22 protein-coding genes are annotated in these 21254 nt (G+C 68.2%); 9 read left to right on the top strand and 13 right to left on the bottom strand.

Annotated features, from left to right (window positions below):
* Positions 1–160 precede the first annotated feature (160 nt).
* Positions 161–1072, bottom strand: coding sequence for a LysR family transcriptional regulator (locus WS87_RS08340; protein ID WP_059817602.1), 912 nt, complete (start codon positions 1070–1072; stop codon positions 161–163).
* A 172-nt stretch (positions 1073–1244) separates the two neighbouring features.
* Between WS87_RS08340 and gcl the strand changes: the two genes are divergently transcribed.
* The 4 genes from gcl (at position 1245) to lysM (ending at position 5749) form a co-directional block, all read left to right on the top strand.
* Positions 1245–3020 (top strand): glyoxylate carboligase, encoded by a 1776-nt coding sequence (gcl, locus tag WS87_RS08335; RefSeq protein ID WP_059529790.1) that lies wholly within the window; start codon positions 1245–1247, stop codon positions 3018–3020.
* 44 nt (positions 3021–3064) lie between these two features.
* The gene (hyi, locus tag WS87_RS08330; protein WP_059817604.1) at positions 3065–3874 is read left to right on the top strand and encodes a hydroxypyruvate isomerase; all 810 of its coding nucleotides are present in this window, start codon (positions 3065–3067) and stop codon (positions 3872–3874) included.
* 54 nt (positions 3875–3928) lie between these two features.
* Positions 3929–4822 carry a 2-hydroxy-3-oxopropionate reductase gene (locus WS87_RS08325; RefSeq protein WP_059693297.1) on the top strand — a complete coding sequence of 298 codons (894 nt, stop codon included), beginning with the start codon at positions 3929–3931 and terminating at the stop codon, positions 4820–4822.
* Between the two features lie 456 nt (positions 4823–5278).
* The gene (gene lysM / locus WS87_RS08315; protein ID WP_021162125.1) at positions 5279–5749 is read left to right on the top strand and encodes a peptidoglycan-binding protein LysM; all 471 of its coding nucleotides are present in this window, start codon (positions 5279–5281) and stop codon (positions 5747–5749) included.
* Between the two features lie 83 nt (positions 5750–5832).
* Here lysM and WS87_RS08310 read toward each other — a convergent pair whose 3' ends face one another.
* Complete coding sequence (locus WS87_RS08310) at positions 5833–6855, bottom strand: asparaginase (RefSeq protein WP_059817606.1); 1023 nt, start codon at positions 6853–6855, stop codon at positions 5833–5835.
* Between the two features lie 271 nt (positions 6856–7126).
* Here WS87_RS08310 and WS87_RS08305 point away from each other — a divergent pair, with 271 nt between their 5' ends.
* From WS87_RS08305 to WS87_RS08295, 3 genes are all read left to right on the top strand, one after another.
* Positions 7127–7417 (top strand): PsiF family protein, encoded by a 291-nt coding sequence (locus WS87_RS08305; protein WP_044843641.1) that lies wholly within the window; start codon positions 7127–7129, stop codon positions 7415–7417.
* Positions 7418–7734: 317 nt separating this feature from the next.
* Entirely contained in the window at positions 7735–8196 is a 462-nt protein-coding gene (locus WS87_RS08300; RefSeq protein ID WP_059817608.1) for a hypothetical protein, read from the top strand.
* A gap of 226 nt (positions 8197–8422) precedes the next feature.
* Positions 8423–9010, top strand: coding sequence for a BPSL1445 family SYLF domain-containing lipoprotein (locus WS87_RS08295; protein ID WP_059817611.1), 588 nt, complete (start codon positions 8423–8425; stop codon positions 9008–9010).
* Between the two features lie 99 nt (positions 9011–9109).
* Here WS87_RS08295 and WS87_RS08290 read toward each other — a convergent pair whose 3' ends face one another.
* From WS87_RS08290 to mltG, 9 genes are all read right to left on the bottom strand, one after another.
* Complete coding sequence (locus WS87_RS08290) at positions 9110–10174, bottom strand: glycosyltransferase family 4 protein (RefSeq protein WP_059529776.1); 1065 nt, start codon at positions 10172–10174, stop codon at positions 9110–9112.
* A 282-nt stretch (positions 10175–10456) separates the two neighbouring features.
* Complete coding sequence (locus WS87_RS08285) at positions 10457–11632, bottom strand: AAA family ATPase (RefSeq protein ID WP_059817612.1); 1176 nt, start codon at positions 11630–11632, stop codon at positions 10457–10459.
* Between the two features lie 33 nt (positions 11633–11665).
* On the bottom strand, positions 11666–12838 hold the full coding sequence (locus tag WS87_RS08280; protein WP_059817614.1) for a mechanosensitive ion channel family protein: 1173 nt from the start codon (positions 12836–12838) through the stop codon (positions 11666–11668).
* A gap of 96 nt (positions 12839–12934) precedes the next feature.
* On the bottom strand, positions 12935–13291 hold the full coding sequence (locus tag WS87_RS08275) for a Rap1a/Tai family immunity protein (RefSeq protein ID WP_006755340.1): 357 nt from the start codon (positions 13289–13291) through the stop codon (positions 12935–12937).
* Positions 13292–13411: 120 nt separating this feature from the next.
* Positions 13412–14122, bottom strand: a complete 711-nt coding sequence (locus WS87_RS08270) for an ankyrin repeat domain-containing protein (RefSeq protein ID WP_059817616.1) — start codon at positions 14120–14122, stop codon at positions 13412–13414.
* Positions 14123–14165: 43 nt separating this feature from the next.
* Positions 14166–14945 carry a TatD family hydrolase gene (locus WS87_RS08265; protein ID WP_059817618.1) on the bottom strand — a complete coding sequence of 260 codons (780 nt, stop codon included), beginning with the start codon at positions 14943–14945 and terminating at the stop codon, positions 14166–14168.
* A gap of 79 nt (positions 14946–15024) precedes the next feature.
* A complete protein-coding gene (locus WS87_RS08260; protein ID WP_059817621.1) occupies positions 15025–16053 on the bottom strand; it encodes a DNA polymerase III subunit delta' in 1029 nt (342 codons plus the stop codon).
* Positions 16054–16071: 18 nt separating this feature from the next.
* Positions 16072–16692 carry a dTMP kinase gene (gene tmk / locus WS87_RS08255; RefSeq protein ID WP_059529758.1) on the bottom strand — a complete coding sequence of 207 codons (621 nt, stop codon included), beginning with the start codon at positions 16690–16692 and terminating at the stop codon, positions 16072–16074.
* Entirely contained in the window at positions 16692–17711 is a 1020-nt protein-coding gene (gene mltG / locus WS87_RS08250; RefSeq protein ID WP_059529755.1) for an endolytic transglycosylase MltG, read from the bottom strand. The genes tmk and mltG overlap by 1 nt, the downstream gene beginning before the upstream one ends.
* Positions 17712–17788: 77 nt before the next feature.
* On the opposite strand from mltG, the gene ygfZ reads away from it, so the two are divergent.
* Positions 17789–18823 (top strand): CAF17-like 4Fe-4S cluster assembly/insertion protein YgfZ, encoded by a 1035-nt coding sequence (gene ygfZ / locus WS87_RS08245; protein ID WP_059817622.1) that lies wholly within the window; start codon positions 17789–17791, stop codon positions 18821–18823.
* Positions 18824–18899: 76 nt separating this feature from the next.
* Positions 18900–19745, top strand: coding sequence for an NRDE family protein (locus tag WS87_RS08240; protein WP_059817624.1), 846 nt, complete (start codon positions 18900–18902; stop codon positions 19743–19745).
* A gap of 19 nt (positions 19746–19764) precedes the next feature.
* Here the strand turns inward: WS87_RS08240 and WS87_RS08235 are convergent, their stop codons facing one another.
* On the bottom strand, positions 19765–20205 hold the full coding sequence (locus WS87_RS08235) for a GNAT family N-acetyltransferase (RefSeq protein ID WP_059817626.1): 441 nt from the start codon (positions 20203–20205) through the stop codon (positions 19765–19767).
* A gap of 34 nt (positions 20206–20239) precedes the next feature.
* Complete coding sequence (locus WS87_RS08230; protein WP_059817628.1) at positions 20240–21199, bottom strand: alpha/beta hydrolase; 960 nt, start codon at positions 21197–21199, stop codon at positions 20240–20242.
* Positions 21200–21254 lie beyond the last annotated feature (55 nt).

The following is a 21254-nucleotide window of genomic DNA, read 5'->3' as shown; positions in this document are numbered from 1 at the left end:
GGCCTCCCTCGTCCCGGCGGCCGAAGCCGCGCCCGTTCCGCGCCCGGTGCCCGGACAGACCGGCAGCGTGCGCACTCGATGACCTTACCGCCGCTGCGTCGAGTTTATTCCCGCATGCAGCCGACGATGCGCAAAAAAATGCCGGAGCCTGCCGCGCCCGTTACGGCGTGGTGCTCCAGTAGCCTGGGCGCGCATACGCTTCGCGCAGGTAGTCGATGAAGTAGCGCACGCGCGCGGGCACGTAGCGTTGCTGCGGATAGACCGCGAGGATGTCGTAGTCCGGCAGCGCATATTCGTCGAGCACCGTCTCGAGTTCGCCCGTCTCGAGCTGCGCGGCAATTTCCCAAGTCGAGCGCCAGCCGAGCCCGAGGCCTTCCGCCACCCAGCGGTGCAGCAGCTCGCCGTCGTTGCAGTCGAGATTGCCGGCCACCCGCATCGTCACGATCTTGCCGTGGCGCTGGAAATACCAGCCGCGGTTCTGGCCCCCCTGCAGGTTGAAGGCGAGACAGTTGTGCCTGAGCAGGTCGTCGAGCGACTTCGGCCGGCCGTGGCGACGGAAATAGTCGGGCGTGCCGCACACGACACGCCGGTTCGACGCGAGCTTTACCGCGACGAAGTTCGGATCGACCGAGCCGCCGATCCGGATCGACAAGTCGTAGCCTTCGCGCACGAGATCGACGACGCGATCGGTCAGGTTGAACGACAGCTGCATTTCCGGCTTGTCGACGAGGAAACCGGGCGCGTGCGGCGCCACGTGCTTGCGGCCGAACGCGGCCGGCGCGGATACGATCAGGTGCCCGCTGACCGCGCGGCGGCCGGCGGCCAGCTCGTTCTCGGCCTGGTCCCATTCGGACAGCAGCCCGCGGCAGCGCTCGAGGAACGCGGCGCCCTCCTCGCTCACCACCAGCCGCCGCGTCGAGCGGTACATCAGCTTCACGCCGAGGCGCTTCTCCAGCGCGTCGATGCGCCGCCCGAGCACCACCGGCGACACGCCCTCCTCGAGCGCGGCCGCCGCGAGGCTGCCCGCGTCCGCGACCCGCACGAACGTCTCGATCTGCTTGAAACGATCCATCTCCCGTCTCCGTCCCGGCTCCGACACCGGCGGGGAAGCCCCGTCCGGCCGTCATTCCATACTTTTAGTTTCGAAATAAGCGACTTCGGCTGATCTTATCAAACCTTTCCTGCGTCCCTAAAGTGTTCCCAACAGACCGATTCGCAAGATCCGCACATTCAAGGAGACATTCATGGCCAAGATGAGAGCCGTCGACGCAGCCGTACTCGTGCTCGAGAAGGAAGGCATCCAGACCGCATTCGGCGTGCCGGGCGCGGCAATCAACCCGTTCTATTCCGCGATGCGCAAGTCGGGCGGCATCAGCCACGTGCTGGCCCGCCACGTCGAGGGTGCATCGCACATGGCCGAAGGCTTCACGCGCGCCGCGCCGGGCAACATCGGCGTGTGCATCGGCACGTCGGGCCCCGCCGGCACCGACATGATCACCGGTCTCTACTCCGCATCGGCCGACTCGATTCCGATCCTCGCGATCACGGGCCAGGCGCCGCGTGCGCGCCTGTACAAGGAAGACTTCCAGGCCGTCGACATCGAGTCGATCGCGAAGCCCGTCACCAAATGGGCCGTCACCGTGCGCGAGCCGGCGCTGGTGCCGCGCGTGTTCCAGCAGGCGTTCCATCTGATGCGCTCGGGCCGCCCGGGCCCGGTGCTGGTCGACCTGCCGATCGACGTGCAGCTCGCCGAAATCGAATTCGACATCGACACGTACGAACCGCTGCCGGTCTACAAGCCCGCGGCGACCCGCGCGCAGATCGAGAAGGCGCTCGCGATGCTCAACGACGCGGACAAGCCGCTGATCGTATCGGGCGGCGGCGTGCTCAACGCGGCGGCCGAAGACCTGCTCGTCCAGTTCGCCGAAACGATCGGCGTGCCCGTGATCCCGACGCTGATGTCGTGGGGCGCGATTCCGGACGACCACCCGCTGATGGCCGGCATGGTCGGCCTGCAGACGTCGCACCGCTACGGAAACGCGACGATGCTCGCGTCCGACTTCGTGCTCGGCATCGGCAACCGCTGGGCGAACCGCCACACGGGCAGCGTCGAGGTCTACACGAAGGGCCGCAAGTTCGTGCACGTCGACATCGAGCCGACCCAGATCGGCCGCGTGTTCGGCCCGGATCTCGGCATCGTGTCGGACGCGAAGGCCGCGCTGGAGCTGTTCGTCGCCGTCGCACAGGAATGGAAGGCCGCCGGCAAGCTGAAGGACCGCAGCGCATGGGTGTCCGAGTGCCAGGAACGCAAGCGCACGCTGCAGCGCAAGACCCACTTCGACAACGTGCCGGTCAAGCCGCAGCGCGTGTACGAAGAAATGAACAAGGTGTTCGGCCGCGACACGTGCTACGTCAGCACGATCGGCCTGTCGCAGATCGCCGCCGCGCAGTTCCTGCACGTGTTCAAGGCGCGCAACTGGATCAATTGCGGCCAGGCCGGCCCGCTCGGCTGGACGATCCCCGCCGCGCTCGGCGTGCGTGCGGCCGACCCGCGCCGTCCGATCGTCGCGCTGTCGGGCGACTACGACTTCCAGTTCATGATCGAGGAGCTGGCCGCCGGCGCGCAATTCAAGCTGCCGTACGTGCACGTCGTCGTGAACAACTCGTACCTCGGCCTGATTCGCCAGGCGCAGCGTGCGTTCGACATGGACTACTGCGTGCAGCTCGCGTTCGACAACGTCAACGCACCGGAGCTGAACGGCTATGGCGTCGACCACGTGGCGGTCGCCGAAGGCCTCGGCTGCAAGGCGCTGCGCGTGTTCAAGCCGGAGGAGATCGAACCGGCGCTGAAGCAGGCGCAGGCGCTCGCGGAAGAGTTCAGCGTGCCGGTCGTCGTCGAAGTGATCCTCGAGCGCGTGACGAACATCTCGATGGGCACCGAAATCGACGCGATCAACGAGTTCGAGGAACTCGCCGAGAAGGCCGAACACGCGCCGACCGCGATCTCGATGCTCGACTGATCCGCACGACATTTTTTGACTGACCGACCGAAGAGGCTTAGCTCATGCCGAAGTTTGCTGCAAACCTGACCATGCTGTTCAACGAAGTGCCGTTCCTCGACCGCTTCAAGGCGGCCGCGGACGCGAGCTTCGACGCCGTCGAGTTCCTGTTCCCGTACCCGTACGCGAAAGAGGAACTCGCCGAACGGCTCGAGACGCACCGCCTGCGCCTCGTGCTGCACAACCTGCCCGCCGGCAACTGGGACCAGGGCGAGCGCGGCATCGCGTGCCTGCCCGATCGCGTCGGCGAGTTCCAGGAAGGGGTTGGCCGTGCGATCGAGTACGCGAAGGCGCTGAAGGTGCCGCAGCTGAACTGCCTCGTCGGCATTCCGTCGGCGAGCACGGCGCGCGACAAGACGTTCGTCACGATCGTCGACAACCTGCGCTTCGCCGCCGACGCGCTGAAGCGCGAAGGCATCCGTCTGCTGGTCGAGCCGTGCAACAGCTTCGACATCCCCGGTTTCGCGCTGAACCGCTCGTCCGAAGGGCTCGACGTGATCCGCGCGGTCGGCTCGGACAACCTGTTCCTGCAGTACGACATCTATCACATGCAGCGCATGGAAGGCGAACTGGCCGCGACGATCGAACGCAACCTCGCATCGATCGGCCACGTCCAGCTCGCGGACAACCCGGGCCGCAACGAGCCGGGTACGGGCGAGATCAATTACGCGTTCCTGTTCGCGCTGCTCGACCGGCTCGGCTACGCCGGCTACGTCGGCTGCGAATACAAGCCCCGCACCACCACGACGGAAGGGCTCGGCTGGCTGCAAAGCGTCGCCGGCTGCGCACCGGGCTCGGCGCGTCGCGCCGCCTGAGATCCGCCCTTCCCGCGGTTTTCCCACATACGCCCCAATAGGAGACTTTCACACATGGCAACCATCGGTTTCATCGGCCTCGGCATCATGGGCGCGCACATGGCGCGCAACCTGCTCAAGGGCGATCATCAGCTCGTCGTGAACGGTGCGTTCCCGATTCCCGACGACCTGCGCGCCAGCGCGAAGGTCGTCGCGAACTCGACCGAAGTCGCGCAGAACGCCGACATCATCATCTCGATGGTGCCGGACACGCCCGACGTGCGTAACGTGCTGTTCGCCGACGACGGCGTCGCGAAGGGTCTGACGGCCGGCAAGCTCGTGATCGACATGAGCTCGATCTCGCCGCTCGACACGCAGGAATTCGCGAAGCAGATCAACGCGCTCGGCTGCGACTACCTCGACGCGCCGGTGTCCGGCGGCGAAGTCGGCGCCCGCGAAGCGACGCTGACGATCATGGTCGGCGGCCCGGAGAAGGCCTTCGAGCGCGCGAAGCCGCTGTTCGAGAAGATGGGCAAGAACATCACGCTCGTCGGCGACAACGGCGCGGGCCAGACCTGCAAGGTCGCGAACCAGATCATCGTCGCGTTGAACATCGAAGCGGTCGGCGAAGCGCTGCTGTTCGCCGCCCGCTCGGGCGCCGATCCGGAGCGCGTGCGCCAGGCGCTGATGGGCGGCTTCGCCGCCTCGCGCATCCTCGAAGTGCACGGCGCGCGCATGACGAAGCGCACGTTCGATCCGGGCTTCCGCATCGAGCTGCACCAGAAGGACCTGAACCTCGCGCTCGACGGCGCACGCAAGCTCGGCCTCGCGCTGCCGCACACGGCGAGCGCGCAGCAGCTGTTCAGCGTGTGCGCATCGCACGGCGGCAAGGCGTGGGATCACTCGGCACTCGTGCGTGCGCTCGAGATCATGTCGAACTTCGAGATCGGCCAGACGCCGGCCGCGTAACGCCGACGCAACGACGCGCGTATCGCTGCAACGGCGAACGCGTGACGCATACACGCGATCCGGCTGCGGCCGGTCGCATCGATGCGCGCCTGCGCGTGCATCACGATGGGGCGCCCCGCCGCGCATTGCTGAAATGCGTGCATGGCGGGGCGAAAAACGCCGCTCTGGGCTGAGAGCGGCGTGGTGGGGTCCGCAGCGGCACCCGGCGACGCCGGGGAAGCCTTGGTCGGTCAGACGTCGTCGTCGGGTGTCCGCCTGTCGGATTTCGCGTATTACACTTCTTTACGTTCGGGCGTGCGATTTTTCATGCAATCGTCGCGATGAACGCCTACACTTTCGCCACGCCTTTCGAGAAATCCGCCGCGCCTGCGCTCACTCCGGTGATCGCACCCAGCGCGGTGTTTTTTTCGCCACTTCACGGCGCGTTTTCTTTTCAACCACCTAGGGAGTGCAGCGATGGGTCTTCTTTCGTTTATCAAAGAGGCGGGTGAAAAACTGCTGGGTCACGCCGATGCGCAAGCAGCGGAAGATCCGAATGCCGCGAACCAGACCGCGGCCGATGCGATCAAGAACTACATCAACACGCAAGGTCTCGACACGTCGAACCTGACGGTCGCGTTCGACGGCGCATCGCGCACCGTCACGCTGTCGGGCAGCGTCGCCGACCTCGACACGAAGGCGAAGGTCAAGGTCGCGGCCGGCAACGTGCAAGGCGTCGCGGGCGTCAACGACGACGATCTGCAGCCGGACGATCCGGAAGTTCAGTACCACGACGTGAAGCCGGGCGACACGCTGTCGGCGATCGCCAAGGAAGTGTACGGCGACGCGAACAAGTACCCGGCGATCTTCGAGGCGAACAAGCCGATGCTGTCGAGCCCGGACCGGATCTATCCGGGCCAGAAGCTCGTGATTCCGCCGCAGTCCTGAGCATTCGCGCAGCGCTGACGCAAAAAAGGCAGGCCGATGGCCTGCCTTTTTTTCATGCGCGCCGCCCGATCGGCGGCCAGCGGTCACAGCGTGTCGAATGCGCGTTGCAGCGCGTCGCGTCCGTGCATGCCGTTCGCGAGCGCGAGCATCAGCAGCACGCGTGCCTTGAACGGGCTCAGCGACCCGGCGCTCACGAAACCGAGCGCGTCGTCGTTCGCGGCGCCGTTGCGCATCACGTGCCCCGAGCCGACGCGCGACGCACGCACCACGGCGACACCCGCTTTCGCCGCATCGGCGAGCGCCGCCTGCAGCGTCGCGTGGATCGACCCGTTGCCGGTGCCCGCGACGACGAGGCCGCGCACGCCGGCCGCGACGAGCGCGTCGACGGCCGTACGCGTCACGCCCGCATAGCTCGCGACGACTTCGACCGGCGGCCACGTGGCCGCGATCGCCAGGTGCGCATCGCGCGAACGCGTCACGCGGCGCGCGAATTCGACGCGGCCGTCCTGCACCCAGCCGAGCGCGCCCAGTTCCGGCGACTGGAATGCGTCGACCGCGTAAGTGCTCGTCTTCACGACGTCGCGCGCGCCGTGGATCCGGTTGTTGAACGCGACGAGCACGCCCTGCCCGCGCGCGGCCGGGTGAGCGGCGACCGTCACCGCGTTCAGCAGGTTCAGCGGCCCGTCGGACGACAGCGCGGTGGCCGGCCGCATCGCGGCCGTCAGCACGACCGGCTTGTCGCCGGTCACGACCAGATGCAGCGCGTACGCGGTTTCCTCGAGCGTGTCGGTACCGTGGGTGATCACGATGCCGTCGATCGCCGGATCGGCCATCAGCGCGTCGATGCGCGCGGCGAGCGTATTCCACAGCGGCAGCGCGAGATCCTTGCTGTCGATGCTGGCGACCTGCTCGGCATCGATGCGCGCGACCGACGCGAGCGCCGGCACCGCGTCGAGCAGGAAATTGACGCCGAGCGCGCCGGCCTGATAGCCGGCCGTGCTGGCGGCGTCCGGCGCGGCGCCGGCGATCGTGCCGCCGGTGGCGAGTACGGCGATGCGCGGCAGCGCCGGCGCGGACGAAGAAGTTGCGGAGTTCGGAGTATTCATGGCCGCGATTGTAATGGCTCGCGGCGGGCATCCGGTAGGTCACGTGCGCGAGACCGGAGCCGAACGCGTCGCGTCATGGTTTGTCCCGATCGCCGGCGAGCGCACGTCGTCAACGGCCACGCCGCCCGCCGCGTTATAGGAATGCCGTTTTGGTGTTTTCACATTGATTTGCCATAATCGGAGCGCGCGGCGCGATGTGACCCTGTTCCGTTGCGCCGGGCTTCGTGACGGCGTCGATATAAAACGCAATTCACCCCATGGGAGTGTCGAAATGAAAATCCAATCGCTCGTAGCCGCAGTGCTTCTCGGCGGCATGCTGGCTTCCCCCGCTTTCGCGGCGAACAGCCAGCAGGACAAGATGAAGGCCTGTAACACCCAGGCCGCCGGCAAGACGGGCGACGAACGCAAGGCGTTCATGAAGGACTGCCTGTCGGCCAAGCCCGCGAAGAAGATGTCGCAGCAGGAAAAGATGAAGGCCTGCAACACCCAGGCCGCCGACAAGAAGGGCGACGACCGCAAGGCGTTCATGAAGAGTTGCCTGAGCAGCCAGCCGGCCGCCTGAGTTCCGGCGCTCCCGCGCGAATGCCGCGCACCGCTTCGGCGGGCGCGGCATTTTTATTTTCGTTGCACGCGCATCGACGCGCGCGATGACGCCGGATGCGTTGCCGTGCCGTCCGGCCGACGGCATCGCCGCCGTCGCCATATGCTCCACCGCCCTCCCGCCGCACTCTCCCGCGAGCCGTACGAATGCCGCCACATGGTGCGGCAATTCGCCGCGATTTCTTCTATGATGGCTGCAACGCGGCCCACCCAAGTACAAGAAGCGCCATCGGGCCGCCCTCGAGACGGACGCGCACGCCGCGTCAAACGGAGGCATGGATGGCATGGAGACAACACCGCTGGTTCCGCCGCTGGCTGATCGTGATCGTGTTCTGGGCCGTGCCCGTCGCGATCGTCGCCGTGCGCGAGATCCGCGAGGAAATGGCGTACAACAAGGCCGACCTGCAGCTCGCGCTGACCACCTGGCAGCTCACCGATGCACAGCAGGCGGCAGGCGCCGCCGCGAAGTGCCACGGCGATCCTGACGCGGCGCGCGCCGCCGGCTGCCCGGCCGACGTGCTGGCCGCCAACGCGGCACGTCAGCAGGCGGCCCGGGACGAATACGTGGTGCGCCGCAATACGCTCGCCGGTTATCTGTGGCACGCATTCGTCGGCTACTGGGTCGTGCCGGGTGCGTTCCTGTTCGCGTGCGGGGTCGTGATCGCGCTGATCCGCCGCGCGCTGCGGCGCCCGCCGATCAAGCCGCCCGCCCCGCCGGCACCGCCCGTCACGCCGCACTGACGCGCAGCAACGCCCCCTTCCCTTTTCCTGCCGTTCCCGGCCGGCCGCGCGACGTATCGCCGTACGCGCGCCGGTCCGTCCGTTGGCGCGCCGCGACACCCCAAAACGATTTGACGCCTTTTCATGCACGAATGAAAAGGGGTTGTAATCCACTGTGATATAACTGCCGACGTGATCCGCTCCTTGAGCGAGACTCACTCCGAACATCACCCGATGGAGAAGAACGATGCAAAAACGGAACCTTGTGCTGAAAGCCGCCGCTGCGCTCATCGTCGGCAGCCTTGCGCTCACCGGTTGCACCACCACCCCCGACAAGCCCGACAATGCCGCGACCAACGCGTCGAAGCGTCAGGCGATCGACTCGAGCGTCGATGCAACGCTGTCGCGCATGTATTCCACGGTCAAGGGTTCGCGCGAACTCGTCGCGAAGTCGCGCGGCGTGCTCGTGTTCCCGGACGTGATCCAGGCAGGCTTCATCGTCGGCGGCCAGACGGGCAACGGCGCGCTGCGCGTCGGCGGCAGCACGGTCGGCTACTACAACACGTCGTCGCTGTCGGTCGGCCTGCAGGCCGGCGCACAGTCGAAGGCGATCGTGTTCCTATTCATGACGCAGGAAGCGCTCGACGAATTCCGCGGCTCGGATGGCTGGGCAGCCGGCGCCGGTGCATCGGTCGCGCTCGTGAAGATGGGCGCGAACGGCGCGGTCGACACGACCACGGCCACCGCGCCGGTCCAGGTCATCGTGCTGACCAATGCCGGCCTGATGGGCGATGTGTCGATCAACGGCACGAAGGTCTCGAAGCTGAAGATCTGACGCCGAGGCGTCCTCGCCCGTGCGCACCGCGCGCGGGCGATATGCAAACGGCGATGTCCTTGCGGGCATCGCCGTTTTTTTATCCGCGCGCGTGACGCGTCAGGTCGTCGAATCAATCACCTTGAAGCGCGAGCGCTTCTGCGCGCGAATCAGCGACTGGTACACGTCGACATACTGCTGCGCCATCCGCCGCGACGTGAAGCGCTCCTCGAAGCGCTGCCGCACGCGTGCGCGCGGCAGCAGGTGCAGCCGGTTCACGGCGGCCACCGCGCTGATCTCGTCTTCGACGATGAAGCCCGACACGCCTTCGTCCAGCACCTCCGGCACCGCGCCGCGATTGAACGCGATCACCGGCGTGCCGCACGACATCGCCTCGATCATCACCAGCCCGAACGGCTCCGGCCAGTCGATCGGAAACAGCAGCGCATGCGCGCCCGACAGGAACTCGGCCTTCTGATGGTCGGCGATCTCGCCGATGTATTCGACGTGCGGGAGGGCGAACAGCGGCTTGATCTCGCGTTCGAAGTATTCCTGGTCCGCCGCGTCGATCTTCGCTGCGATCCGGATCGGCAGCCCGCACTGGCGTGCGATGCGGATCGCCGTGTCGACCCGCTTCTCCGGCGAGATCCGGCCGAGGAACGCGAGATAGCGCGGCTCGACGGGCTGCGGCAGGTACAGTGCGTCGGGCAGCCCGTGGTACACGGTCGTCAGCCATTTCGCCTGCGGCAGCGGCTGGCGCTGCGAATTCGAGATCGAGATCACCGGCGCGGTGTTGAACGTGTCGAACACCGGTTGCTGCTCCGGCAGGTCGAGCCGGCCGTGCAGCGTCGTCACGTACGGCGTGTCCTGCCGGTTGAAAACCGAAAACGAGTAGTAGTCCATGTGGAAATGGAGCACGTCGAAATCCTTCGCGCGGCGTGCGACCGTCTCCATCAGCAGCATGTGCGGGGCGACGCGATCGCGGATCGACGAGTCGAGCCGCAACGCGCGCGGCCACACCGGTTCGAGCCTGGCCCGGGTCGTCGAATCGCCGCTGGCGAACAGCGTCACGTCATGGCCGAGGTCGACGAGCGCCTCGGTGATGTAGGACACGACGCGTTCCGTGCCGCCGTACAGCTTCGGCGGCACGGATTCGGTCAGCGGGGCGATCTGGGCAATTCTCATGGTCCACGTCTCCTGTGTCCTCGGTCGGCCGGCACGGGGGGCAGATGCACACCGCGCTGCGTGCGGCATGCGGCCGGCATCGCGCCGGCCGAATATCTCATTATTATTCGCGATCCCGATGCCCGGAAGCACCGGGCTTTCATTTTATGGGTGTTGTTACAGACAGGATACATTCGCCCGCAAGCCGCCCATACCGCTTCGGGGTGGCCGGACCGGCGCGACGGGCATCCGGCGGCGGGCGACCGACGGCCTGCCGGCGGGCCGCGCACACCGCCCCGCCCGTCAGCGCGACGGCCACTTCCACGGCGGCAGGTCGCGCGTATCCGCGTCGACGAGCACGGTCGCGCCGAGCTGCTTGTCGAGCACCAGCGACTCGCAGCCGGCCTCGCGTTCGAGCGTCGCGATGAGCCGCGCCGCGTGCGACACGACCAGCACCTGCGAACGTTGCGCGGCCTGCGCGATCAGACGGCCGAGCGCCGGCAGCAGATCGGGGTGCAGGCTCGTCTCCGGTTCGTTCAGCACCATCAGCGCGGGCGGCCGCGGCGTCAGCAGCGCGGCCGCGAGCAGCAGATAGCGCAGCGTGCCGTCCGACAGCTCGGCGGCCGACAATGGCCGAAGCAGCCCCGGCTGGCGCATCAGCACGTCGAAGCGGCCGCGGCCGCCCGGGTTGTCGATGTCGATCGAGGCGCCGGGAAACGCGTCGTCGATCGCCGCATCGAGCGCGGCGGCATCCCCGATTTCGCGAATCGTCTGCAGCGCGGCGGCCAGGTCGGCGCCGTCGTCCGCGAGCACCGGCGTGTGGGTGCCGATGTGCGACTGCCGGGCCGGCGCCTGCGCATCCGTGCGGAAATGGTCGTAGAAGCGCCACGACCGGATCCGCTCGCGCACCGCGATCATCTCCGGCGCGCCGACCGGATCGGCGAACTCGGTCATCATGCTGTCGAAGCTCGCGACCGGCTGCGGCACCGTGTGCCAGTCGCCCGACCCGGTGCGCGCGCGAATCTGCGCGCCCTGCCGGTCGACCAGCAGCGTCGACGGGCGCAGCAGCGCGCCGCCCCAGATGCATTCGCGCTTCACGACGGGATCGAGCGAGAACTGCGAACGGCTCGGGACCGGCAGGCCGAGATCGATCGCATAACCGAAATCGTCGCCCGCGAAACCGAGCTTGAGGCTCACGGGCCCGTTGCGCACCGTACCGGTCACTGGCATTTCGCCGCTCAGCATGGCGCGCGAAAAGCGCTCGGGGCCGGCCCACAGCGTCGACGGCAGCCCGCCTTCGCGCGCGAGCGACGGAATCACGCGCCCCTGCGCCGTATCGGCGAGCAGCCGCAGCGCGCGGTACACGCTCGACTTGCCGCTGCCGTTCGGCCCCGTGACGACGGTGAGCGCCGCGAGTGGCACGATCAGCTCGCGCAGCGAGCGGTAGTTGGCGATGGCGAGCGTGTTCAGCGCGGTCATGTAAAGGAAATGGCGGCGGGTATCGGCACGCGTTCAGCGGCCTTCGGTGGCCTTCGGATCGGCCGCGGTGTTGGCCGCCGTGCTGGCGGCGGGCGGCCGCGCGTGCGGCCGTTCAGGGTTCGGCTCGTCCAGCGCCGCATCGTGCGGATACAGCTCCATCCGGCTGCGCGGCAGGCATTGCGGAAAACGCGCCTGCAGGTAGGCGATCAAGCCCTCGCGCACGCGACAGCGCAGATCCCAGCACGCCGACGAGTCGGCCGCGCTGACGAGCGCGCGCAACTGCATCGTGCGCTCGGTCGCGTCGGTCACCTGCAGCACCTGCACGCGGCCGTCCCACTCGGGCGCCGCATGGACGAGCCGCGCGAGCTCCTCGCGCAGCGGCGCGAGCGGCGTGCGGTAGTCGACCGACAGGTACACCGTGCCGATGATCTCCGAGCTGCTGCGCGTCCAGTTCGTGAACGGGTTTTCGATGATCCACTGCAGCGGAACGACGAGCCGGCGCTGGTCCCACAACCGCACCGACACGAACGAGCCCGTGATTTCCTCGATGCGGCCCCACTCGCCCTGGATCACGACGACGTCGTCGAGCCGGATCGGCTGCGTGAGCGCGATCTGCAGCCCGGCGATCAGGTTGCCGAGCACCGGCCGCGCGGCGATGCCGGCAACCAGCCCCGCGACGCCGGCCGACGCCAGCAGGCTCGCCCCGACCTGGCGCACGTTCGGGAACGTCATCAGCGCGGCGCCGGTGCCGATGATCACGATCAGCACCATGACGGTTCGCACGAGCACCTTGGCCTGCGTGTGGACGCGTCGTGCGTGGAGATTGTCGGCCGCGTCCATCGGATGGGCCTGGATGATCGCGTCGCCGACGCCGGCCGCGAGCCGCACCAGCAGCCAGGTCAGCGACACGATGGAACCGACCGCGGCCGCGGTGCGCATCCCGCCCACGAACGACATGCCTTCGTCCGCCTGGATCCACAGGAACTCGAGCGCGAGCAGCGCGAGCGTGACGAGCGACGGTTTGTCGATGTAGCGCAGGATCACGCTCATCAACGGATACGGTTGCGCGATGCGCTTGACGATGCGTGCGCCGACACGGTGCACGATCACGACGACAAGCACGACGATGACCGACACGCCCAGCGTGCCGAGCCACACATGCAATGGCGCATCGGCGATGCGCTGCAATTCCTCGATTGAAATCATCGGCGCCCGGGATGCTTCGGTTATGAGGCGCGGCGGCCTCGTCCTGGATGCGTCGGCGACGTCCGGGCAACGCGCGCGCCCGGCCGCGGCGTCAGATCAGCTGCCGCCCCTGCACGGGAACGCCTTGCCGAGACCGAGCGACACCGCGGTGCTCGCGTTGTAGTCGGCCAGCTTCGGGTTCTCCGCGATGTACTTGCGCACCGCGTCGGTCATCTGCTGCGCCCGGATGTCGGGCGGCAGGCAGAAATACTGCCCGACGCGCGGCCCCGTGGTGCCGCCGATCGCGTCGATCGTGTTGTAGACGCCATCGGCGGCGCCTTCGATGTAGGCCGCGCACGACGCCCGCGACTTGACGTCCGTCTTCGCGCACAGCCGGTCGAGATCCGCGCCCGTGAAAGCCGCCGCCGACAACGGCACGGCGAACGCCGCGGCACAAAACATAGCCCGCAACATGGTGTTCCTTATGTCAATGCGGCCCGGGGGCCGCTTGCTGCGCTGACCGGCGCGGCGGCCGGACGCACGCGGACGGCCGGATTCCGGCCGTCCGGGCGCTGCGCCACCGCGCCGAAACCGTCATTTTGCACTCTTTTGGGCATCTGCCGGCGCCGACGCACCGACGCGCACCGTCCGCTTGCTCAGGATGTCGATCGCGTCCGGCGCCTTGTAGTGCTTCGCGAACTCGAGCGCGGTGATGCCGAGCTGGTTCTTCACCTGCGGATCGGCACCCTGGTCGAGCAGCAGGTTGACCGTCGTCGCGTGGTTCCCGCGCGCGGCCATCATCAGCGGCGTCGTGCCGTTCGGCGATGCGGTGTCGATATACGCGTCGTGGTCGAGCAGGATCTTGACGACCTCGTCCTGGCCGTTGGTCGCCGCGTAATGCAGCGGCGCCCAGCCCTTCTTGCTGACTTCCGCGCCCTTGTCGATCAGCAGCTTGACGAGCCCGACGTCGCCGTTCAGCGATGCGAGCATCAGCGCGTTCTCGCCGGCCTTGTCTTCCTTCTCCAGGTCGACGTTCGGCGTCGTGGCGATCGCGGCGGCAACCTTGTCGGACTTCTCGCGCGCGGCGATCACGAGGATCGGGTCGCCGTTCGGCGCGAGCGTGTTCGGATCGAGCTTGCCGCTCTTGAGCTGCTTGCCGATGTCGGCGATGTCGTCGAACTTGACCGCCTTGACGATCGCGTCGAGCGACTCGGCATGCGCGCCGGCGGCGGCGAAGAGGCCGCTCGCGACGAGCGCGGCGGCGACGAGTGCGCGCTTGGGCAGATATGTGGTCGGCTTCGTCATTGTTGTGGGCTCCTTCCCTGAGTTGTCGGCTGGCCGCGCGTCGTTAGCGGGCGATCTTGAACAGCCGGAAAAAGTTCTGTGTCGTCGCATCGGCGAGCGCCTCGACGGCAATCCCGCGCTCGGATGCGATAAAGCGTCCGACATGGCTGACGTACGCAGGTTCATTCGGCTTGCCGCGATACGGCACCGGCGCGAGGTACGGCGAGTCGGTTTCGATCAACAGCCGGTCGAGCGGCACGCGCCGCGCGACGTCCTGCACGTCGGTCGCATTCTTGAACGTGACGATCCCCGACAGCGAGATATGGAAGTTCTGCGCGAGCGCCTGCTCGGCGACGGGCCACGGCTCGGTGAAGCAGTGCATCACGCCGCCCGGCACGTCCGCGCGCTCCTCGGCCATGATCCGCAGCGTGTCTTCCGACGACGAGCGCGTATGGACGATCAGCGGCTTCATCGTCGCGGTCGCCGCGCGGATGTGCGTGCGAAAGCGTTCGCGCTGCCACTCCATGTCGGCGATCGCGCGGCCCTCGAGGCGATAGTAGTCGAGGCCCGTCTCGCCGATCGCGACAACCTTCGGGTGCGCGGCCAGCTCGATCAGTTCCGCGAGCGTCGGCTCCCGCGCGTCCTCGTGATCCGGGTGCACGCCGACCGAAGCGTACACGTTGTCGTGCGCCTGCGCGATGGCGAGCACGTCGGGCAGTGTCTCGAAGTCGACCGACACGCACAGCGCGTGCGTGACGTCGTGCTCGCGCATGTTCTCCAGCACGGCAGGCAGGCGGTCGGCGAGACCCTTGAAATTGATGTGGCAGTGAGAGTCGACGAACATCGTGGTTCCTGAATACGGTTGGCGGGCGCTCATGCGCTCGCCGGCAATCGTTTCCTCACACGAAGGAAACAATACGCGCTCACGCGAACATTTCCCGATAACCGAGAAACAGTTCCTCGAATACGAGCCGGGCATTGAGCGGATGGTTCTCGACCGTCCGCTGGCGCGTCACGGCCTTCATGAAGCGCGCGAACGCATTCGCGTCGACGCCTTCCGCGCACCGCGCGAGCGCGGCCGCCTGCATCGGGAAGTAGCGCGGCGCGCCGGCCATCCGCTGCGCGAGCAGATCGTACAGCCAGCGCTGCAGCCAGCCGAGCACCAGCGGCACCGGCAGCTTCTGCAGCGTCTCGCCGCACGCGAACGGATCGCACGCGGCGCCGGCCGCGAGCTGGCCGAGCGTGAAATCGCGCAGCGGGCGGTTCTCGTCGCTCGCGAGCGCCAGCGCGGCGAGTGGCGCGCCACCGGCTTCGGCGAGCAGCGCGCGCGCATCGTCGATGCCCTGCGCCGCCAGCCACGCCGCGGCCGCGTCGGGCGCCGGCACGGTCATCGGCCACTGCCGGCAGCGGCTGATGATGGTCGGCAGCAGCCGGTCGATGCGCGCCGACACCAGCAGGAACACGACGCCGGACGGCGGCTCCTCCAGCGTCTTCAGCAGCGCGTTCGACGCGGCGACGTTCAGCGCCTCGGCCGGATACAGCACGACGACACGCGCGCCGCCGCGGTGCGAACCGACCCCGCAGAAGTCGAGCAACGCACGCACCTGCTCGATCTTGATTTCCTTGCTCGGCGTGCGCGTCTTCTTGCCGCCTTCGTCCGCGTCGGCCGGCTTCGCGTCGTCGGTGGCGCCCGGCGCCTCGCCCGCGAGCGCCTCGGGCAGCACGATCCGGTAGTCCGGATGGTTGCCCTGCGCGAACCACGTACAGGCCGCGCAGGTGCCGCACGGCTCGCCGTTCGGCTGCGGCGCCTCGCACAGGAAGCCCTGCGCGAGATGCTGCGCGAACTGCAGCTTGCCGATCCCGGCCTGGCCGTGCAGCAGCAGCGCATGCGGCCACTGCGCACGCAGTTGCTGCAGGCGGTTCCAGTCGTCGGTCTGCCACGGATAGATCATGTGGTGCGTTCCTTCGTGTTACAGCGCGGCGAGCACGCGTTCGAGCTGCTGGCGGATTTCGGGAATCGTCTGCGTCGCGTCGACGATCGCGAAGCGATGCGGCGCTTCTTCCGCGCGCCGCAGGTATTCGCCGCGGGTGCGCGCGAAGAATGCGTCCGACTCGCTTTCGAACTTGTCGGGCATGCGCGCGGCGCCGCGGCGCTCGCTCGCCACTTGCGGCGCGACGTCGAACAGCACCGTCAGGTCGGGCTGGAAACCGCCCTGCACCCAGCGCTCGAGCGTCTCGAGCTTGTCGCGCGGCAGCCCGCGGCCACCGCCCTGATACGCGAACGTGGCATCGGTGAAGCGATCGGACACGACCCAGTCGCCGCGCGCGAGCGCGGGCTCGATCACGAGCGCGAGGTGCTCGCGGCGCGCGGCGAACATCAGCAGCGCTTCGGTCTCGAGATCCATCGGCTGGTTCAGCAGGATTTCGCGCAGCTTCTCGCCCAGTTGCGTGCCGCCCGGCTCGCGGGTCACGACAACCTGCCGGCCGCTCGCGGCCAGCCTGGCCTGGAGACGTTCGCAGAACCATTGCAGGTGGGTGGTCTTCCCCGCCCCGTCGATGCCTTCGAACGTGATGAATTTACCGCTCGCCATTATTGACCTCGTATGTACTTGTCCACGGCCTTGTTGTGGTCGCCGAGCGTGTCCGAGAACACGCTCGTGCCGTCGCCCTTCGCGACGAAATAGAGCGCGCTCGTCTGGGCCGGATTGATCGCCGCCTGCAGCGCGGCGACGCCCGGCAGGGCGATCGGCGTCGGGGGCAGCCCGCGGCGCGTGTAGGTATTGTAGGGAGTGTCGGCCTGCAGGTCGCGCTTGCGCAGGCGGCCGTCGTACGCATCCCCCAGGCCATAGATCACCGACGGATCGGTCTGCAGCGGCATCCCGATGCGCAGCCTGTTCGCGAACACCGCCGCGACGAACGCGCGATCGGCCGCGTGGCCCGTTTCCTTTTCGACGATCGACGCGATCGTCAGCGCTTCGTAAGGCGTCTTGTACGGCAGTCCGGGCACGCGCGCGGCCCACGCCTCGTCGAGACGCGTCTGCATCAGGTGGTACGCACGCCGGTAGATGTTCAGATCGCTCGTGCCCTTGTCGAACAGGTAGGTGTCGGGGAAGAACAGCCCCTCGCCGCTGCCGCGCTGAATCGCATTGTCCGGCGCACCGATCGCGCGCAACAGTTCGGCGTCGCTCATGCCGGCCGTCGCGTGCGCGAGATCGGGATTGCCGTCGAGTTCCGCGCGCATCCGCTTGAAGGTCCAGCCTTCGATCACCGTCGCGACGTATTCGTTCACGTCGCCCCGCGCGATCTTCTGCAGCACGTCGTACGGCGTGATGCCTGTCTTGAATTCGTAGTTGCCGGACTTGAGCCGGCTCGACAGCCCGAGCAGGCGCGTCATCGCGACGAAGCCGAGCGGCTCGACCGGGACGCCGCCGCGCTTGAGCTGCAGCGCGACGCTCTTCACGCTGCTGCGCGGCTTGATCGTGACGTCGAGCGACGCGGCACCCAGCAGCAGCGGCCGGGTCGCCCAGTAATACCCGCCGCCCGCGCCGGCAGCGGCCACAACGACGGCCAGCGCCACGACAGTCGCGGCGCATTTCTTCAGTAGGGACATGGAAACGTGACTCAGGTAAGACCCATATAATACTTGCTCGCCTTCGTCAAAGTCAGGGTTGACTGTTCCCTCATTCCATGAGCACACCGTTCGCTTCACCGGCTGCCCAGCCCGCATCCGTCTCGCTCCCCGTTTTCTCCCGCCCGTCCGCCGCCGATTTCGACGCGCCGGGCGCCTGCATGCCGCTTGCGCAGTTCGGCGTGATCGACGTGGCCGGCGACGACGCCGCGACGTTCCTGCACAGCCAGCTCACCAACGACATCGAGCATCTCGATGCCGCGAGCGCGCGCCTGTCCGGCTATTGCTCGCCGAAGGGCCGCCTGCTCGCGTCGTTCCTCGCGTGGCGCGCCGGTCACGGCGTGCGCCTGCTCGTCTCGAAGGACGTCCAGGCCGCCGTGCAGAAACGGCTGTCGATGTTCGTGCTGCGCGCGAAAGCGAAACTGACGGACGCGAGCGACGCGCTCGCGGTGGTCGGCTTCGCGGGCGACGTGCGCGACGCGCTGTCGGGCATCTTCGACGCGCTGCCGGATGGCGTGCACGTAAAGGTCGACGGCCCGGCCGGGGCGCTGATTCGCGTGCCGGACGCGGCCGGCCGCAAGCGCTACCTGTGGATCGGGCCGCGCGCGGAAGTCGACGCGCGTCTCGCCGCGCTCGCCGGCACGCTGCCGGTCGTGTCGCCGGCCGTGTGGGACTGGCTCGACGTGCGCGCGGGCGAGCCGCGCATCACGCAGCCGGCCGTCGAACAGTTCGTGCCGCAGATGGTCAACTTCGACGTGATCGGCGCCGTTAACTTCCGCAAGGGGTGCTACCCGGGCCAGGAAATCGTCGCGCGCAGCCAGTACCGCGGCACGATCAAGCGCCGTACCGCGCTCGCGCACGTCGCCGGCGAGACCGACACCGTGCATGCAGGCATCGAGCTGTTCCACAGCGACGACCCGGGCCAGCCGTGCGGAATGATCGTCAACGCGGCGGCCGCGCCAGCGGGCGGCGTCGACGCACTCGTCGAGATCAAGCTGGCCGCACTCGACAACGGCACGGTGCACCTCGGTGCTGCCGACGGTCCGGCGCTCGCGTTCGACGCGCTGCCGTACGCATGGCCGACGGAAGCGTGACGCACTGACAACCCGTTCGCACGCCGGCTCGCACATGGGAGCCGGCGCCCGACGTTTCCTGCGAGAGATTCGCCCGATGTGTCTGATCGCCTTCGACTGGCAGCCTGATGCCGCCGCCGGTCCAGTCTTTACCCTGACCGCCAACCGCGACGAATTCTTTCGCCGCACGAGTGCGCCGCTTTCGTGGTGGGAGGATGTGCCGGGCGTGCTCGCCGGCCGCGATCTCGAAGCGGGCGGCACGTGGCTCGGCGTGTCGCGCGACGGCCGCTTCGCGGCGCTGACCAATTACCGCGCGCCGTTCGACATTCGCGCAGGCGCGCCGACCCGCGGCAAGCTCGTGTCCGATTTCCTCCGCGGCCCGTCCGTCGCGCCGCTCGACTACCTCGGCGAGCTGGCCGAGCACGCGGCTGTCTACAACGGCTTCAACCTGCTGGTCGGCGACTGGAAGCGGCGCGAACTCGCGTGGCTCTGCAATCGCGCGGCCGAAGGTGAAACCGGGATCGCCGCGCCGGTCGCGATCGGCGCCGGCGTGCATGCGCTGTCGAACGCGCGGCTCGATACGCCCTGGCCGAAAGTCGTGCGCAAGCGCGCCGAACTCGGCACGCTGCTGACCGACAACCCGACTCCGTCGCTCGACGAGCTGATCGATCTGATGCGCGATCCGCATGTCGCGGACGACGACGCGCTGCCGCATACCGGCATTCCGGTCGAGCGCGAGCGGGCGCTGTCGGCTGCGTTCATCGAGACGCCCGAATACGGCACGCGCGGCACGACCGCGCTGCGCGTGACGATGAAGGAAGGCGTGCGGCTGACGGTCGACATCAAGGAACGCTGCGACGACGACGGCTCGCACCGCACCGTTCGCCCGGGCAGTTTCGAGCGCGCGTTCTCGTTCGACATCGACGCGACGCAACCGCGCTAAGCCTGCCGACCGCGCGGCACTAGGGCGCGCGCGCCATCTCGACGTGCGGCACGCCGATTTCGACGAACGGTTCGCCGATCGCCGCGAAGCCGTGCCGCACGTAGAACGACACCGCGGCATCCTGCGCGTAGAGCCGCACGACCGGCTCGCCGCGATGCCGCGCCGCGTCCAGCAGCGCATGCAGCACGGCCGATCCCGCGCCCTGCCCGCGCGCGTCGGCCAGCACCGCGACGCGGCCGATCGTGCCGGTGCGCAGCAGCCGTCCCGTCGCGACCGCGCGGCGCGCGCCGGTCGCCTCATCGACACGGTAAGCCACCGCGTGCAGCGACAGCGGATCCTCGTCGTCGAGCTCCCATTCCGGCGGAATCCGCTGCTCGCGCACGAACACCGCATCGCGAATACGCGCGGCATCGCCGCCCAGCACGGCCCAGTCACCCGTTTCCACCCAGCCGTCGGTCATCGCTTCCTCCGCGCGGCGCCGGGCGCCGCCGCCGTCAAACGTCGTCGAATGCGGCCTTGAGCGCCGCCACCGCGTCGGCATGCGCGGCCCGCACCTCCGGCACGTAGCCGCCCATCTTGAAGAACTCGTGGATCATCCCCGGATAGCAGACCAGCGTAACCGCATTGCCGGCCGCGCGCAGCTTGTTCGCGTACGCGGCGCCCTCGTCGCTCAGCGGGTCGTATTCGGCCGTCGCGATCCAGGCCGGGGCCACACCGGCGAACGACGGCGCGCCGCGCGTGCCGTCGAGCGGCGCGAAGCGCCAGTCGTCGCGGTCGGATCGATCCCGCACGTATTGCGTGAAGAACCACTGGATCGTGTCCTGCGTCAGCAGGTAGCCGTTCGCGAGCCGTCCGTGCGATTCGGTGTCCTGGTAGCCCGTCACGCCCGGATAGATCAGCAGCTGCAGCGCAAGGTCGATGCCCGCGTCGCGCGCGAGCACCGCGCAGACGGTCGCGAGCGTGCCGCCCGCGCTGTCGCCGCCGACCGCGAGCCGCGCCGCATCGATGCCGAACACGGCGGCCTCGCGATGCAGCCAGCGCAATGCGTCGTCGGCGTCGTTCACCGCGGTCGGGAACCGGTGCTCGGGCGCGAGCCGGTAGTCGACCGACAGCACCGCGCACTGCGCGTCGCGCGCGAACATGCGGCACAGCGCGTCGTGCGTGTCGACGCTGCCGACCGTGAAACCGCCGCCGTGGTAATAGACGAACGCCGGCAGCGGTTCGGCGAGGCTCGGCTCGGCTGGCAAGTACAGCCGCGCGCCGATCGTGCGGCCATCGCGCGTGGGCACGACGCAGGCCTCGACCGAATGCATCGGCGCGGGCGCGACATCGAGGATCGGCGCGCTCTTCTCGTACGCGGCGCGCGCCTGCTGCGGCGTCTGGTGGTGATAGGACGGGCGTTTCGCGCGCTCGACCATGTCGAGTATCTGGGCGATCTTCGGATTCAGCGGCATCGGTGAGGACGGCGCGTGCGGCGCCGCGAACGGACAAGCGTCACATGATGCCACG

The sequence above is a fragment of the Burkholderia sp. MSMB0856 genome (assembly GCF_001524645.2).
GTDB lineage: Bacteria > Pseudomonadota > Gammaproteobacteria > Burkholderiales > Burkholderiaceae > Burkholderia > Burkholderia diffusa.
This window is presented reverse-complemented; position numbering and strand designations above follow the sequence as displayed.

Excerpts from the sequence above, each read along its gene's own strand:
- WS87_RS08295 (WP_059817611.1), top strand. The coding sequence starts at position 8,423 with ATGCAAAAACGGAACCTTGTGCTGAAAGCCGCCGCTGCGCTCATCGTC.
- mltG (WP_059529755.1), bottom strand. The coding sequence starts at position 17,711 with ATGTCCCTACTGAAGAAATGCGCCGCGACTGTCGTGGCGCTGGCCGTC.
- tmk (WP_059529758.1), bottom strand. The coding sequence starts at position 16,692 with ATGGCGAGCGGTAAATTCATCACGTTCGAAGGCATCGACGGGGCGGGG.
- gcl (WP_059529790.1), top strand. The coding sequence starts at position 1,245 with ATGGCCAAGATGAGAGCCGTCGACGCAGCCGTACTCGTGCTCGAGAAG.
- WS87_RS08325 (WP_059693297.1), top strand. The coding sequence starts at position 3,929 with ATGGCAACCATCGGTTTCATCGGCCTCGGCATCATGGGCGCGCACATG.
- WS87_RS08275 (WP_006755340.1), bottom strand. The coding sequence starts at position 13,291 with ATGTTGCGGGCTATGTTTTGTGCCGCGGCGTTCGCCGTGCCGTTGTCG.
- WS87_RS08240 (WP_059817624.1), top strand. The coding sequence starts at position 18,900 with ATGTGTCTGATCGCCTTCGACTGGCAGCCTGATGCCGCCGCCGGTCCA.
- WS87_RS08230 (WP_059817628.1), bottom strand. The coding sequence starts at position 21,199 with ATGCCGCTGAATCCGAAGATCGCCCAGATACTCGACATGGTCGAGCGC.
- WS87_RS08270 (WP_059817616.1), bottom strand. The coding sequence starts at position 14,122 with ATGACGAAGCCGACCACATATCTGCCCAAGCGCGCACTCGTCGCCGCC.
- WS87_RS08260 (WP_059817621.1), bottom strand. The coding sequence starts at position 16,053 with ATGATCTATCCGTGGCAGACCGACGACTGGAACCGCCTGCAGCAACTG.
- hyi (WP_059817604.1), top strand. The coding sequence starts at position 3,065 with ATGCCGAAGTTTGCTGCAAACCTGACCATGCTGTTCAACGAAGTGCCG.
- WS87_RS08265 (WP_059817618.1), bottom strand. The coding sequence starts at position 14,945 with ATGTTCGTCGACTCTCACTGCCACATCAATTTCAAGGGTCTCGCCGAC.
- WS87_RS08305 (WP_044843641.1), top strand. The coding sequence starts at position 7,127 with ATGAAAATCCAATCGCTCGTAGCCGCAGTGCTTCTCGGCGGCATGCTG.
- WS87_RS08280 (WP_059817614.1), bottom strand. The coding sequence starts at position 12,838 with ATGATTTCAATCGAGGAATTGCAGCGCATCGCCGATGCGCCATTGCAT.
- WS87_RS08285 (WP_059817612.1), bottom strand. The coding sequence starts at position 11,632 with ATGACCGCGCTGAACACGCTCGCCATCGCCAACTACCGCTCGCTGCGC.
- WS87_RS08310 (WP_059817606.1), bottom strand. The coding sequence starts at position 6,855 with ATGAATACTCCGAACTCCGCAACTTCTTCGTCCGCGCCGGCGCTGCCG.
- WS87_RS08340 (WP_059817602.1), bottom strand. The coding sequence starts at position 1,072 with ATGGATCGTTTCAAGCAGATCGAGACGTTCGTGCGGGTCGCGGACGCG.
- WS87_RS08290 (WP_059529776.1), bottom strand. The coding sequence starts at position 10,174 with ATGAGAATTGCCCAGATCGCCCCGCTGACCGAATCCGTGCCGCCGAAG.
- lysM (WP_021162125.1), top strand. The coding sequence starts at position 5,279 with ATGGGTCTTCTTTCGTTTATCAAAGAGGCGGGTGAAAAACTGCTGGGT.
- ygfZ (WP_059817622.1), top strand. The coding sequence starts at position 17,789 with ATGAGCACACCGTTCGCTTCACCGGCTGCCCAGCCCGCATCCGTCTCG.
- WS87_RS08235 (WP_059817626.1), bottom strand. The coding sequence starts at position 20,205 with ATGACCGACGGCTGGGTGGAAACGGGTGACTGGGCCGTGCTGGGCGGC.
- WS87_RS08300 (WP_059817608.1), top strand. The coding sequence starts at position 7,735 with ATGGCATGGAGACAACACCGCTGGTTCCGCCGCTGGCTGATCGTGATC.